This window comes from Citrobacter sp. Cpo100 (assembly GCF_030332595.1).
In the GTDB taxonomy this organism is placed as follows: domain Bacteria; phylum Pseudomonadota; class Gammaproteobacteria; order Enterobacterales; family Enterobacteriaceae; genus Citrobacter; species Citrobacter portucalensis.
Window position 1 is genome coordinate 671,949 of record NZ_JAOWHM010000031.1, and the last position, 14,438, is coordinate 686,386.

10 protein-coding genes are annotated in these 14,438 nt (G+C 54.1%); 2 read left to right on the forward strand and 8 right to left on the reverse strand.

Annotated elements, in window-relative coordinates:
- Positions 1-261: 261 nt before the first annotated feature.
- Positions 262-1,452, forward strand: coding sequence for an NO-inducible flavohemoprotein (gene hmpA, locus OGX96_RS10050; protein WP_003037624.1), 1,191 nt, complete (start codon positions 262-264; stop codon positions 1,450-1,452).
- A 101-nt stretch (positions 1,453-1,553) separates the two neighbouring features.
- Here the strand turns inward: hmpA and glnB are convergent, their stop codons facing one another.
- The 5 genes from glnB to purL form a co-directional block, all read right to left on the reverse strand.
- Entirely contained in the window at positions 1,554-1,892 is a 339-nt protein-coding gene (glnB, locus tag OGX96_RS10055; RefSeq protein WP_002914032.1) for a nitrogen regulatory protein P-II, read from the reverse strand.
- Between the two features lie 60 nt (positions 1,893-1,952).
- Positions 1,953-3,287 carry a two-component system response regulator GlrR gene (gene glrR / locus OGX96_RS10060; RefSeq protein ID WP_304502732.1) on the reverse strand — a complete coding sequence of 445 codons (1,335 nt, stop codon included), beginning with the start codon at positions 3,285-3,287 and terminating at the stop codon, positions 1,953-1,955.
- Positions 3,287-4,030 (reverse strand): two-component system QseEF-associated lipoprotein QseG, encoded by a 744-nt coding sequence (qseG, locus tag OGX96_RS10065; RefSeq protein WP_286582912.1) that lies wholly within the window; start codon positions 4,028-4,030, stop codon positions 3,287-3,289. The genes glrR and qseG overlap by 1 nt, the downstream gene beginning before the upstream one ends.
- Before the next feature lie 22 nt (positions 4,031-4,052).
- The gene (qseE, locus tag OGX96_RS10070) at positions 4,053-5,483 is read right to left on the reverse strand and encodes a two component system sensor histidine kinase QseE/GlrK (protein WP_103286014.1); all 1,431 of its coding nucleotides are present in this window, start codon (positions 5,481-5,483) and stop codon (positions 4,053-4,055) included.
- 649 nt (positions 5,484-6,132) lie between these two features.
- Entirely contained in the window at positions 6,133-10,020 is a 3,888-nt protein-coding gene (gene purL / locus OGX96_RS10075; RefSeq protein WP_137377899.1) for a phosphoribosylformylglycinamidine synthase, read from the reverse strand.
- Positions 10,021-10,277: 257 nt separating this feature from the next.
- Here purL and mltF point away from each other — a divergent pair, with 257 nt between their 5' ends.
- Entirely contained in the window at positions 10,278-11,828 is a 1,551-nt protein-coding gene (gene mltF, locus OGX96_RS10080; RefSeq protein WP_286582915.1) for a membrane-bound lytic murein transglycosylase MltF, read from the forward strand.
- Between the two features lie 40 nt (positions 11,829-11,868).
- Here mltF and tadA read toward each other — a convergent pair whose 3' ends face one another.
- Genes tadA through OGX96_RS10095 form a run of 3 tightly spaced genes read right to left on the reverse strand, consistent with a single transcriptional unit; the run spans position 11,869 to position 14,437 of the window.
- The gene (gene tadA / locus OGX96_RS10085) at positions 11,869-12,405 is read right to left on the reverse strand and encodes a tRNA adenosine(34) deaminase TadA (protein WP_071941323.1); all 537 of its coding nucleotides are present in this window, start codon (positions 12,403-12,405) and stop codon (positions 11,869-11,871) included.
- A 28-nt stretch (positions 12,406-12,433) separates the two neighbouring features.
- The gene (gene yfhb / locus OGX96_RS10090) at positions 12,434-13,069 is read right to left on the reverse strand and encodes a phosphatidylglycerophosphatase C (RefSeq protein WP_286582918.1); all 636 of its coding nucleotides are present in this window, start codon (positions 13,067-13,069) and stop codon (positions 12,434-12,436) included.
- A 3-nt stretch (positions 13,070-13,072) separates the two neighbouring features.
- The gene (locus OGX96_RS10095) at positions 13,073-14,437 is read right to left on the reverse strand and encodes a PTS transporter subunit EIIC (protein ID WP_008785492.1); all 1,365 of its coding nucleotides are present in this window, start codon (positions 14,435-14,437) and stop codon (positions 13,073-13,075) included.
- Between the last annotated feature and the right edge of the window lies 1 nt (position 14,438).

A 14,438-nucleotide genomic window follows, 5' to 3' on the forward strand; every position in this document is an offset into this window, starting at 1 on the left:
CGAACAGTATAACCGAATCATTCTTCGATAACAGGTCTTGACAAAGGATTTTACGCAAACGATTACCTTCACGGTACGCAAGGCTTTGGAGAACAAAGGTCTGCTGAATTTCAACGGATTTCTTTTCAGGTTTGTGATGCAGATTTTTCACGATGTAACCTTTACAACGCAAAGTTACAAAGAACCATTTACAATGCAGGGGTATTTTTTATAAGATGTATTTGACATACATCATTAAAGTCTCAGATAAAGGAAGACCGTATGCTTGACGCACAAACCATCGCTACAGTGAAAGCCACCATTCCCCTGCTGGTTGAAACAGGCCCGAAGCTGACCGCCCATTTCTACGACCGCATGTTTACGCATAACCCAGAGCTGAAAGAAATCTTCAACATGAGTAATCAGCGTAATGGCGATCAGCGTGAAGCGCTGTTTAATGCTATTGCCGCGTATGCCAGCAATATCGAAAATCTGGCGGCACTGTTGCCGGCTGTTGAGAAAATCGCACAGAAGCATACCAGCTTCCAGATTAAACCCGAGCAGTACAACATCGTGGGTGGCCATTTACTGGCAACGCTGGACGAAATGTTCAGCCCAGGCCAGGAAGTTCTGGATGCGTGGGGCAAAGCATACGGCGTACTGGCGAACGTTTTCATCAACCGTGAAGCGCAGATTTACAGCGAAAATGCCAATAAAAATGGCGGCTGGGAAGGTACCCGTCCTTTCCGTATCGTGGCAAAAACCCCACGCAGTGCACTTATCACCAGCTTTGAATTTGAACCTGTCGACGGTGGCGCAGTAGCTGAATATCATCCGGGGCAATATCTGGGCGTCTGGTTAAAGCCGGAAGGTTTCCCGCATCAGGAAATTCGTCAGTACTCACTGACCCGTAAACCCGATGGCAAAGGCTACCGTATTGCGGTTAAGCGTGAGGACGGTGGTCAGGTTTCAACCTGGCTGCACAACCATGCGAATGTTGGCGACGTTGTTCACCTGGCCGCACCTGCGGGCGATTTCTTTATGGACGTCGCGACCGACACCCCGGTATCTCTGATCTCCGCGGGCGTGGGACAAACCCCAATGCTGGCGATGCTGGATACGCTGGCAAAAGCGAAGCATACGGCGCAGGTTAACTGGTTCCACGCGGCAGAAAATGGTGACGTGCATGCCTTCGCTGATGAAGTCAACGAACTCGGCAAAACGCTGCCACGCTTTAGCGCACACACCTGGTATCGTGAGCCAACCGAAGCCGATCGTGCGAAAGGTGCGTTTGATAGCGTAGGTCTGATGGATTTGAACAAACTGGAAAGCGCAATCAGCGATCCTGCGATGCAGTTTTATCTGTGCGGTCCGGTTGGTTTCATGCAGTTCGCCGCGAAGCAGCTGGTCGGTCTGGGCGTGAAAAACGAGAACATTCATTACGAATGCTTCGGTCCGCACAAAGTCTTGTAATATGTTACGCGAGTAGGCCGGATAAGGCGTTTACGCCGCCATCCGGCAATCACTCTGCCTGATGCGCTACGCTTATCAGGCCTACAAATTAACGGCGCGGCTTAGATTGCCGCGTCGTCTTCTTCACCGGTACGAATACGAATAACGCGTGCCACGTCGAATACAAAAATCTTACCGTCGCCGATCTTGCCGGTTTGCGCCGTACGGATAATGGTGTCGACGCAGGTATCGACGATGTCGTCGGTAACCACAATTTCAATTTTTACCTTCGGCAGAAAATCCACCATATATTCCGCACCACGGTACAGCTCGGTATGGCCTTTCTGACGGCCAAAACCTTTCACTTCTGTCACAGTCATACCGGTAATGCCGACTTCTGCCAGCGCTTCGCGGACGTCGTCCAGCTTGAAGGGTTTAATAATCGCATCAATCTTTTTCATGCTATTCCTTGAAAAGGTCGCCTGTCTTTTGATCGAATAAAGCTAACATAATCCGCAGATTTATTCTTTGAAATCGTTTGCATCCAGCTCGTGCCGAGAAAGCAATTTATAGAATTCGGTGCGGTTGCGCCCCGCCATTCTTGCCGCGTGGGTCACATTGCCCTTGGTGATTTGCAGCAGCTTACGCAGATAGTTGAGCTCAAACTGGTTACGCGCCTCAACAAAGGTCGGCAGCGCGGTGTTTTCCCCTTCCAGCGCCTGCTCCACCAGCGCGTCGCTGATCACCGGCGAAGAGGTCAACGCCACGCACTGCTCAATTACGTTGACCAGCTGACGCACGTTGCCCGGCCAACTGGCGGTCATTAACCGCTTCATGGCATCGGTTGAAAAGGCGCGTACGAACGGTTTGTGCCGTTCAGCAGACTGGCGCAGCAGATGGTTCGCCAGCAGCGGAATATCTTCCGTACGCTCGGCCAGCGCAGGGATCTTCAGGCTCACCACATTGAGGCGATAGTACAAATCCTCGCGAAATTCGCCCCGTGCCATCGCTTTGGGTAAATCGCGGTGGGTCGCAGAAACGATCCGCACATCAATGTCGATATCGCGGTTACTGCCCAACGGTCTGACTTTTCGTTCCTGCAATACGCGCAGCAGTTTCACCTGTAACGGCGCAGGCATATCGCCAATCTCATCGAGAAACAGCGTACCGCCTTCTGCGGCCTGAAACAGCCCTTCACGATTGCTCACCGCACCGGTAAAAGCACCGCGCGCATGACCAAACAGTTCTGATTCCAGCAGTTGTTCCGGCAACGCGCCGCAGTTAATGGCAATGAAAGGTTTTTGGCTGCGTGGGCTGGCGTTGTGAATAGCCTGAGCGAAAACTTCTTTCCCGGTTCCGCTTTGACCGTTGATCAAGACGCTAACGTCCGATTGCGCCACCATCCGCGCCTGTTCCAGCAGGCGTAGCATCAGCGGGCTGCGGGTAACGATAGATTCGCGCCAGCTGTCATCGGTGGCGGGCGCAGACTGTTCCAACGCCCCGTCAATCGCATGATATAACGCGTCCTTGTCGACTGGTTTAGTGAGGAAACTGAACACCCCTTGCTGGGTCGCCGCAACGGCGTCCGGGATGGAGCCGTGAGCGGTCAGGATAATCACCGGCATCCCAGGCTGTACTTTCTGGATTTCAGTAAACAGCTGCATGCCGTCCATTTCATCCATGCGCAGATCGCTAATAACCAGATCCACTTTTTCACGGTTCAGCACCCGTAACCCTTCCTGCCCACTTTCCGCGGTCACGACGCTGTAGCCTTCGCTGGTCAGTCGCATTCCAAGTAATTTCAACAGTCCCGGATCGTCATCCACCAGCAGCAGATGCGCGGGCTTACGGCTTATCATGGCATAACCTCATCGGCAGACGGCGCTGTGCCTTCTTCGTTATCAGGCGTAGTGAGTTTATCGTTCCCGTGCAGCGCATCAGGATTGTAGTTACCGCCAGGTTTGCGCGTGGAAAGCTGGCGCTCAATATCGGTCAGATTCTCCAGCTTGCGGGTCGTGAGATCGAGCTGGGACTGCAAATGCTGCTGCTGTTGGCGCAGCGTATCGAGATCGCTGTCGGACGCCTGCTGGAGTTTACTGTAGCGCATACGCTCTTCGGCAAGCTGCAACTGCAATGTTTGGCTGCTGCGCCAGACCTGATACAGCGGGCGTACCTGCGGCGGAATTTGCGGGCTTAACGCATCGAGGCGCGTAACAGCCTCCCGCCTTTCAGGCGGCGTAATGTTGGCGTTATCGAGCAGGATCCCACGCCTGAAAGCGCCCTGCCAGGTATCTGTCATCAGGGTGCTGGCTTCACTACGCGCCTGCACCGGCATCAGGCGATTGGCACAATCCATCGCCCGCAGCCAGTACAACGGATTGGTTTCTGTAGAATGGCCAGACAGCGACCAGATATCCGTACAGTCGGTTGCAAGGTAGTCCGCCAGTTGATTAGGCGGAATTTTCTCCTGCGAGGGATCGCCGATAATATGATTCACCGCGTTCGGGACACAACCAACCAGCGCCAGGCACGGCAGGCTTGCGAGGATGACGCGACGAAGAAAATGTCGTTTAAGCATTCGGACAACAACGTATGGCATACTCACCAGACTTAGGTTTATTTTAGTGATTTTTCGCAGCAGCTAGCGGCAGTTCTATGCGAAAACAAACGTTTTGCGCATGGTCATCAACCAGATACAGCTTGCCCCGCATACGGCGGATGCAATCTCTGGCAATGCTTAGCCCCAACCCGCTTCCTTTTACCGCCCCTTTTCGCTGATGACTCCCCTGGAAAAAAGGCTCGAAGATCATGGTCTGTTCTGCTTCTGGAATCGGTGTGCCGGTATTCATTACATCGATGTATACCGTTGAGCCATGCAAACTGCTGCGGATCCAAATGTTACCGGATTCAGCACCATAGTGCACCGCATTGGAATAAAGATTGTCCAGCACGCTCATCAACAGCATCGGTTCTGCCAGGCAGGTGTTCACCGCAAGCGCAACATCAGTATGTATCATTTTGGCGCGAGCGGGCAGGCTATGCGCAGAAACAACGCTCTCCACCAACGGCGCGATTTCCACACTTTCAAGTTCTACCTCGTCATCAGCCAGCTTGCGGTTGTAATCAAGGAGTTGTTCAATCAGCTTTTGCAGGTTGCGGCTGCTGTCATCCAGAATACCGACCACCTCTTTTTGCTCCGGTGTTAACGGGCCAACCACCTGATCGGCCAACAATTCGGTACCTTCGCGCATGCTCGCCAGCGGTGTTTTCAGCTCATGGGAAAGATGGCGTAAAAACTGATGCCGTTGCGACTCAAGCCAGGAGAGACGTTCGCTTAACCAGATGATACGCTGCCCCACGGATCTCAGCTCCCGTGGCCCAGTAAATAATACGCTATCCCCCAGCGAGCGCCCTTCTCCCAGACAGTTGATCATCCGTTCAATGCCCTTCACCGGACCGATAATCATGCGGGTAAACAGCAAGACCATCGCCAGGCTGACGAGAAACAGCACCAGTGCCTGCCAGCCAAAAAACTGCCCGCGTTCGGCTATTTCCTGCTGTAACTGCTGCCCACGAGAAAAGACCACGGTACGCGTCGCTTGCACCATCTCGGTATTGGCATTGGCGAACGCTTCCAGCCGTGCAGCCGACACACTGTCAGGACCACTGTTTTTACACTGCAACTGCGCGAGATCGTTAAGATCCTGACGCAACGCCTGGTAGAGCTTGGTATCCGGCAACACCCCCGCATGCGCATCCAGCATGTCGCTGTAGCGTTTACGCTGGCTTTGGTAGACCCTGGCCAATGTTGGGTCATCAAGCACGCAGTATTGCCGATAGCTGCGCTCCATCTCCAGCGCGACGTTGGTCATCGCCTCGCTGCGTCTGGCATCAATCAGCGTGGTGCGGTTTGTCAGCGCAGCCTGCGCGCTCAGGGCATTCAGACTTTGCCATGCCTGCCAGGCCAGAACTAACAACGGCAGCAGGATAAGCAAGAAGGCCAACGTCACCAATTGACGTAAAGATCGGGGAAAAACTGACCAGCGCTTCAAGGCGTTACTCTCAATGGACAGGAAAAGATTGATGCTAACTGAGGGGAACGCCAGATACAACAAAGCCGGGATTAACCCGGCTTTGTTGTGGAATAAGGCGGTGCCTAACTCGACGTTTCGCCCGGAGGTTGATATGAGCAATACTAATATCAGATGTTGGACGGCAGGCACCTTGTTGTGCGTCATTCGAAGTTTATGTAGCACGTCCCGAAGGGGCTGACATAAGAAGGTGAATGAGCCACTGGTTAATATTATGCAGCATCTGTGCCAATATTCAAAACACTTTATTAACACAATGATAAGTATGAAAAATATTATTATTTTCACAAATAACAATTCTGGCTGTTTTTTGTTCTCCCTGTCGCCAATCAGCAACACTTGCAGCACTTAAAAACAAATTACTATTAAATCAAATAATTAAACGTCTCTTTTTGACGACACCGCAACCCTGTCCATGTCGGCATTTCCCGACACTTTACTTTTAGGTGCAAGCGCTGAGTTTATTGCCGGATGGCGGCGTGAACGCCTTATCCGGCCTATAACCGCATTTTCCCTGTAGGCCTGATAAGCGTAGCGTCATCAGGCGGGTTTCATCCGGCAGACAAAAAAAAGCCCCTCGCGAAGAGGGGCTTGATGACTATTGAGCGAATTAACCGAGCTGTTTACGCGCGTTGCGGAAAATACGCATCCACGGGCTATCCTCGCCCCAGTTTTCCGGGTGCCAGGAGTTGCTCACGGTACGGAACACACGTTCCGGGTGCGGCATCATAATGGTGACGCGACCATTTTCAGTGGTCACTGCAGTAATACCGTTCGGCGAACCGTTCGGGTTAGCCGGATAGGTCTCGGTCACCTTACCGAAGTTATCAACGTAGCGCAGCGCCACCAGACCTTTGCTCTCAAGCTGAGCCAGATGCGCACCGTCACGCACTTCCACACGACCTTCACCGTGAGAAACGGCAATCGGCATCATCGAACCCACCATATCAGCAAGCAGTAAGGATGGGCTTTGCGTCACTTCGACCAGACTGAAGCGGGCTTCAAAACGATCGGAGTGGTTACGTACAAAGCGCGGCCACAGGTCGCTTCCTGGGATCAGCTCACGCAGGTTAGACATCATCTGACAACCGTTACACACGCCGAGTGCCAGCGTTTGCGGGCGATGGAAGAAGGTTTCGAACTCATCACGGACGCGGTTGTTGAACAGAATCGACTTCGCCCAACCTTCACCAGCGCCAAGCACATCGCCGTAAGAGAAGCCGCCGCAGGCCACCAGTGCCTGGAAGTTACCCAGGCCGATACGTCCGCCCAGCAGGTCGCTCATGTGCACATCGATGGCGTCAAAACCCGCACGGTGGAAGGCAGCTGCCATTTCAACGTGGGAGTTCACACCCTGCTCGCGCAGTACGGCCACTTTGGGACGTGCACCGGTGGCGATGTACGGAGCGGCAACATCTTCGTTGATATCAAACGACAGTTTAACGTTGAGACCAGGGTCCGCATCGTTGGTTTTAGCGTCGTGTTCTTGATCGGCGCATTCCGGATTGTCACGCAGACGCTGCATCTGCCAGGTGGTTTCCGCCCACCACATACGCAGGGTTGTACGGCTTTCGCTAAACACCGGCTGGCCGTTAGCGGTCAGGTTGAAGCGGTCACCTTCAACGGCTTTACCGAGGAAGTGTACGCAGTCTGCCAGGCCGTGGGCAGCCAGAATCGCTTCCACCGCCTCACGCTCAGCAGCACGAACCTGAATCACCGCACCCAGTTCTTCGTTAAACAGCGCCGCCAGACGATCTTCACCCAGAGAGTGGATATCAGCGTCAATACCGCAGTGACCGGCGAAGGCCATTTCCGCCAGCGTAACCAGCAGACCGCCGTCAGAACGGTCATGATAGGCCAGCAGCTTACGCGCAGCGACCAGCGCCTGAATCGCATCGTAGAAGCCTTTCAGTTGCTCAACGTTACGCACGTCGGCAGGCTTATCGCCCAGTTGACGGTAAACCTGCGCCAGCGACGTAGCGCCCAGCGCATTGTGACCAAGACCGAGGTCAATCAGCAGCAGGGCGTTGTCTTCAGTAGAGAGCTGCGGGGTAATGGTGTGGCGCACATCTTCTACGCGGGCAAAGGCGGTGATCACCAGCGACAGCGGCGAGGTCATTTCACGCTGCTCGTTACCTTCCTGCCAGCGGGTTTTCATCGACATAGAGTCTTTGCCCACTGGAATGGTCAGGCCGAGCGCCGGGCATAGCTCTTCCCCGACGGCTTTTACTGCTTCGTACAGGCCAGCATCTTCACCAGGGTGACCCGCAGCCGCCATCCAGTTTGCCGACAGCTTAATACGTTTGATGTCACCAATCTGCGTTGCCGCAATGTTTGTCAGCGCTTCACCGACCGCCAGACGCGCAGAGGCAGAGAAGTCCAGTAGTGCAACCGGCGCGCGTTCGCCGATAGACATCGCTTCGCCGTAGTAGCTATCGAGGCTTGCGGTAGTGACCGCGCAGTTAGCGACCGGGATCTGCCACGGACCAACCATCTGGTCACGCGCAACCATGCCGGTAACGGTACGGTCACCGATGGTCACGAGGAACGTTTTCTCCGCGACAGTCGGCAGATGCAGCACGCGGTTAACCGCATCTGCAATCGAGATTTCACCACGATTCAGGGCATCGCCTTTGGCTTTCAGCGTCTGCACATCGCGGGTCATTTTCGGTGTTTTACCCAGCAGCACATCAAGCGGCATGTCGATCGGCTGGTTGTCGAAGTGGCTGTCGCTCAAGGTCAGATGCTGTTCTTCGGTAGCTTCACCAATCACCGCATACGGCGCGCGCTCGCGCTTACACAGTTCGTCAAACAGCGGCAATTGATCGGCAGCAACCGCCAGCACGTAGCGTTCCTGGGATTCGTTACACCAGATTTCCAGCGGGCTCATACCCGGCTCGTCGCTGAGGATATCGCGCAGCTGGAACTTACCGCCACGACCGCCATCGCTTACCAGCTCCGGCATAGCGTTAGACAGTCCACCCGCGCCAACATCATGGATAAACAGAATCGGGTTCGCATCACCCATCTGCCAGCAACGGTCGATAACTTCCTGGCAACGACGTTCCATTTCCGGGTTGTCACGCTGTACGGAAGCGAAATCAAGATCGGCATCAGACTGGCCGGAAGCCATAGAGGAGGCTGCCCCGCCGCCAAGGCCAATGTTCATCGCCGGGCCGCCGAGGACGATAAGCTTAGCGCCAACGACGATCTCGCCCTTCTGCACGTGATCGGCACGGATGTTACCGATCCCGCCTGCCAGCATGATCGGTTTATGGTAACCGCGCAGCTCTTCGCCGTTGTGGCTGTTGACCTTTTCTTCATAGGTACGGAAGTAGCCGGTCAGCGCCGGACGACCAAATTCGTTGTTAAACGCCGCGCCGCCCAGCGGGCCTTCGGTCATGATATCAAGCGCGGTAACAATACGGTCCGGCTTACCGAAGTCTTCTTCCCACGGCTGTTCAAAGCCAGGAATACGCAGGTTGGAAACGGAGAAACCCACCAGCCCGGCTTTCGGTTTTGCACCGCGACCTGTTGCGCCCTCGTCGCGGATTTCGCCACCGGAGCCGGTTGCAGCACCTGGCCACGGAGAGATGGCCGTCGGGTGGTTGTGAGTTTCAACCTTCATCAGGATGTGGGCTGGTTCCTGATGGAAATCGTAGCGGCCGGTTTTGTGATCGGCAAAATAGCGGCCCACTTCAGAGCCTTCCATTACCGCAGCGTTGTCTTTATAGGCAGACAGCACGTGGTCCGGCGTGGTTTCGAAGGTATTCTTGATCATCTTGAACAGCGACTTAGGCTGCTGTTTACCATCGATAACCCAGTCGGCGTTAAAAATCTTGTGACGGCAGTGCTCAGAGTTGGCCTGCGCAAACATGTACAGTTCAATATCGTTCGGGTTACGTCCCAGTTTGGTGAACGCATCCTGCAGATAGTCAATTTCGTCTTCCGCAAGCGCCAGACCCAGACGCAGGTTAGCGTCGATTAGCGCCTGACGCCCCTCACCCAGTAGATCAACGCTGGAGACCGGCGCCGGTTGGTGATGGGCAAACAGTTTTTCGGCATCGTTCAGCGCAGAGAAAACCGTTTCCATCATGCGGTCGTGCAGTTCGTCGGCCACCATCTGCCATTGCTCAGCGGTCAGCGTAGAGGCTTCTACATACCAGGCAATGCCACGTTCCAGGCGGCTAATCTGGTGCAGACCGCAGTTGTGGGCAATATCAGTCGCTTTAGAAGACCACGGGGAGATGGTGCCTGGGCGAGGCGTAACCAGCAGCAGTTTGCCTTCCGGGGCGTGGCTTTGCAGAGCAGGACCATATTTCAGCAGGCGTGCAAGCTGCGCGTGCTCATCTTCATTTAACGGTGCATTCAGATCGGCAAAATGGACGTACTCGGCGTAAATGTTGTGGACCTGGAGGTTGGCAGCCTGAAAACGTGCCAGCAGTTTGTTAATACGGAATGCAGACAGTGCAGGTGAACCACGCAGAATTTCCATCATAAGTCTCTCGTCTTCTAAGCTTTCGGTGTGCCCAAGTGGGGGAAACGGGCGTCATTATAAAGAATCTACCGCGCCGACGAAACCGTTTGCGTCGAAATAAAATCACGACCGTCACTTATCATCAAATGCGGTCAGATTTCTGAATAAGTTGCCAACTGACGCAAGTTTAAGCAAAATGCCGTTCATTAATGACGACTTCACTTCTTAATCAACACCACAGCAGACAGAGACAACGTACGGTTCAGAGAATTAACTAATTGAAAAAATTAAAGATTAATTATCTGTTCATCGGCATATTGACGCTGTTGTTGGCAGCGGCCCTTTGGCCATCTATCCCCTGGTTCGGTAAAGCCGAAAATCGTATCGCCGCCATTCAGTCGCGGGGAGAGCTGCGCGTCAGTACCATTGATTCGCCATTAACTTACGCGACCCTCAACGGCAAAAAATTCGGCCTGGATTATGAACTGGCCCAGGAATTTGCCGACTACTTAGGCGTGAAGTTAAAAGTTACCGTACGCCAGAACATCAGCCAGCTTTTTGACGACCTGGATAACGGCAATGCCGACCTGTTAGCCGCAGGCCTGGTCTATAACAGCGAGCGGGTTAAAAATTACCAGCCCGGCCCGACCTATTATTCGGTTTCACAACAGTTGGTGTACCGGGTTGGGCAATACCGTCCGCGCACGCTTGCCACGGTGAACGAAAACCAACTGACTATCGCCCCGGGGCACGTGGTGGTTAATGACCTCCAGCAGCTAAAAGAGAAAAAATTTCCCGATCTGAGCTGGAAAATCGATGACAAAAAGGGCACCACCGAACTGCTTGATGATGTAATCGCCGGAAAGCTGGATTACACCATTGCCGATTCTGTTGCCATCAGCTTATATCAACGCGTGCATCCTGAGCTGGCCGTAGCGCTCGACGTCTCTGACGAACAACCGGTGACATGGTTTAGCCGGCTGGACGATGACAACACGCTGTCTGCCGCCCTACTGGATTTCTTCAACACCATGAATGAAGACGGTTCTCTGGCACGGCTGGAAGAGAAATATCTCGGGCATGGCGATGATTTTGACTATGTTGATACCCGCTCCTTTTTACGCGCCGTAGACAGCGTGTTGCCGGACCTCAAGCCGCTGTTTGAGAAATATGCGCAAGAGATAGACTGGCGACTACTGGCCGCTATCTCATATCAGGAATCACACTGGGACGCGCAGGCCACCTCTCCAACCGGCGTACGCGGGCTGATGATGTTGACCAAAAATACTGCCCAGAGTCTCGGGCTGACCGACCGTACCGATGCCGAACAGAGTATCAGCGGCGGCGCGCGATACTTGCAGGATATGATGAGTAAAGTACCGGATACCGTCCCCGAAGGAGAGCGCATCTGGTTTGCCCTTGCAGCCTATAACATGGGTTATGCACACATGCTGGATGCGCGGGCGCTGACGGTGAAAACCAAAGGCAATCCGAACAGTTGGTCCGACGTAAAACAGCGATTACCGTTGCTCAGCCAAAAGCCGTATTACAACAAGCTGACTTATGGCTATGCGCGCGGCCACGAAGCTTACGCCTATGTGGAAAATATCCGTAAGTACCAAATTAGCCTGGTGGGATATCTGCAAGAGAAAGAAAAACAGGCGCTAGAAACACAGCAACTGGCGCAGGATTACCCGACGGTGACGCCCGCAGAGTTATTAGGTAAAGAGAAATTCCCGCTTTCGGCGTTTCTGTCTCAAACGTCGTCAAACTACCTGACGCACTCCCCTTCCCTGCTGTTTTCACCGCATAAAAAAGAGGAGAAGTAGTCTTGTACGCCTGATAAGCGCACTGCCATCAGGCTGAGAGTTACTGATTAGCGGATTTTTTCAGGGCCTTGATTTCCTGCCGGCGCATGCGGAAGAAATCACTGAGCAACGTGGCACATTCATCCCGCAGTACCCCCTCTGTCACTTCAACCCGATGATTCATTCCAGGGTGATGCAGTACATCCATTAATGACCCGGCAGCGCCCGTTTTCGCATCGCGCGCGCCAAAAACGACCCGACCGATACGGCTGTGCACCATCGCGCCAGCGCACATCACGCACGGCTCCAGAGTGACGTACAGCGTGGCATCTAACAGACGGTAGTTTTGCAGCACCAGGCCGCCCTGACGCAGCGCCATAATCTCAGCGTGGGCAGTCGGATCATGATGTCCAATAGGGCGGTTCCAGCCTTCGCCAATCACTCGGTTGTGATGTACCAATACCGCACCCACCGGGACTTCACGCTCATCCCAGGCGCGCTTAGCCAGCGTTAAAGCATGACGCATCCAGTATTCGTGGCTAAATTCAACATCTGACAAAGGGGTAACTCCAGTAATCAAAGCGGGCGCATTATACACGTCATACTTCAAATTGCATGTGCGTTAGCTATTCGAGTTGCTGAAGCTCTCCGCGCGGCGTGACGCGCCAGCGATGCTGGCAAAAAGAGAGCAGCGGATTGTCCTGATTACTGTCACTATAACCACTGTAAAGCTGTAGCGGCGCGCCAATGTGGCGTTCCAGTTGTGTCACTTTCTCATGGCCCAGACAGCGCAAAGTCAGTACCCAGCCGCCGTATTCCCGCGCCATTTTGCTGGCAATCAGATTGACTCGCGGTAGCCATGGAGTATCAAAGTAAACCTGCTCGACCAGTGACTGCGGAGAGCCGGTAATAAGCCAGATATCAGCGTCAGAGCTTAACAGGTAGGTTGTCAGCCGCTGCTGCACGAGCGGAAACGCCGTCACGTTACTGCGAAACCAGCGCACAAAGTCGGCCTGATGCGCTTTCAAACGCGCTTCGCTGCGGCCAAAAGTGCATCCCCATAACAGCAGGCTCATTGGCCAGCGAGCGGCACGTCCTTTTATCAGCAACGCCAGCGCAATCACCGGTAACAGAGGCAGCACAAGCAACGCATTCAGCGGCTGGCGACGCAGCAGATAACGAATAAAACTACCGAACATATCCTGCTGGTGTAACGTGCCATCCAAATCAAAAAAGACAACGCGGCGCTGGTGATTGGTCAAACCTTATTCCTCTGGATCAGTGAATCCCAATAGCCAGGTAAACAGGAACCCGGCGATAACTGCTACCAGATAGCCTAACAGATAGAACATCACTTTTCCGGCAACAATCGTCAGTGCCAGCGGTAACCCGGAGATGCCAAAGGTGATGACCGTCGCCACCTTCCAGTAGCTAATCAGCGCCCCACCTACCGCGCCGCCAAGACAGGCACCGATAAACGGCTTACCCAACGGCAGCGTTACGCCAAAAATCAGCGGCTCGCCAATCCCCAGCAGTCCGACCGGTAGCGCCCCTTTGATCACTTTCTTTAGCCGCGCATTACGAGTTTTCATCAGAACCGCGATCGCAGCACCTATTTGCCCAACGCCCGCCATCGCCAGGATCGGAAAAAGCGCGTTATAACCGTGTGCCTGAACCAGCTCAACGTGGATGGGCACCAATCCCTGATGAAGTCCGGTGAGCACCAACGGCAGAAAGGTTCCTGCCAGCACGGCACCGACCAGAAAACCGCCGCGATCGATAGCCCATGATGCGCCGTGAGCGATAGATTCAGAAATCCATCCGCCAAGCGGTTGCAGCGCCACAATCGCGATTACGCCGGTAATGATGGTGGTTAGCAGCGGGTTAAGGATAAGCTCCAGTGATTCCGGCAACAGCGTGCGGAATTTACGTTCGATCCAGCACATCAGCGCAACCACCAGCAATACCGCGATCACCCCACCGCGCCCCGGCTGCAACGCTTCGCCAAACAGGGTAATTTGTGCCAGTTGAGGGCTGGAAAGGATCCCCGCCATCACCCCGCCCATTGCCAGGGAGCCACCGAAAACTTTGGCGGTATTCACCCCGACCAGAATATTCATAATGGCAAACACGGCGCTGCCAAATATGCCCATCAACCCCAGCATATTTGGATAGTGGGTCGCAAAATCCCCCACGATATCCGGGCGCTTAAGGATGTTAATAATCCCGGTAATCAAACCGGAGGCGATAAACGCCGGAATAAGAGGGATAAAGACGTTCGCCAGCTTGCGCAGCGCATCGCTCATCGGCGCTTTGTACTTCGCTTTGGCCTCTGACTTGGTGCGCTCAATATCATTGGCACCTGCTCGCTCGCCGCCATCGGCAATCAGGGAACGCATGGCATCCACCACTTTGGCTGCTTTACCGGGGCCGACAATAATCTGGTGCTGTGCGCCCTGCTTCACGTAGCCGCTAACGCCGGGCAGTTGCCTGAGGCGGGGAATATCGATCTGCCCGTCATCCTGAACTTCCACCCTGACACGGGTCATACAGTTTTCCAGACGCAGAATATTGTTCTCTCCGCCAACGCCCAGCAGGATGTCGCTGGCCAGCAACGCCGTCTTATCCATA

Bases quoted from the DNA above. Each gene is read 5' to 3' on its own strand.
- hmpA (WP_003037624.1), top strand. From the start codon at position 262: ATGCTTGACGCACAAACCATCGCTACAGTGAAAGCCACCATTCCCCTG.
- glnB (WP_002914032.1), bottom strand. From the start codon at position 1,892: ATGAAAAAGATTGATGCGATTATTAAACCCTTCAAGCTGGACGACGTC.
- qseG (WP_286582912.1), bottom strand. From the start codon at position 4,030: ATGCCATACGTTGTTGTCCGAATGCTTAAACGACATTTTCTTCGTCGC.
- purL (WP_137377899.1), bottom strand. From the start codon at position 10,020: ATGATGGAAATTCTGCGTGGTTCACCTGCACTGTCTGCATTCCGTATT.
- OGX96_RS10095 (WP_008785492.1), bottom strand. From the start codon at position 14,437: ATGGATAAGACGGCGTTGCTGGCCAGCGACATCCTGCTGGGCGTTGGC.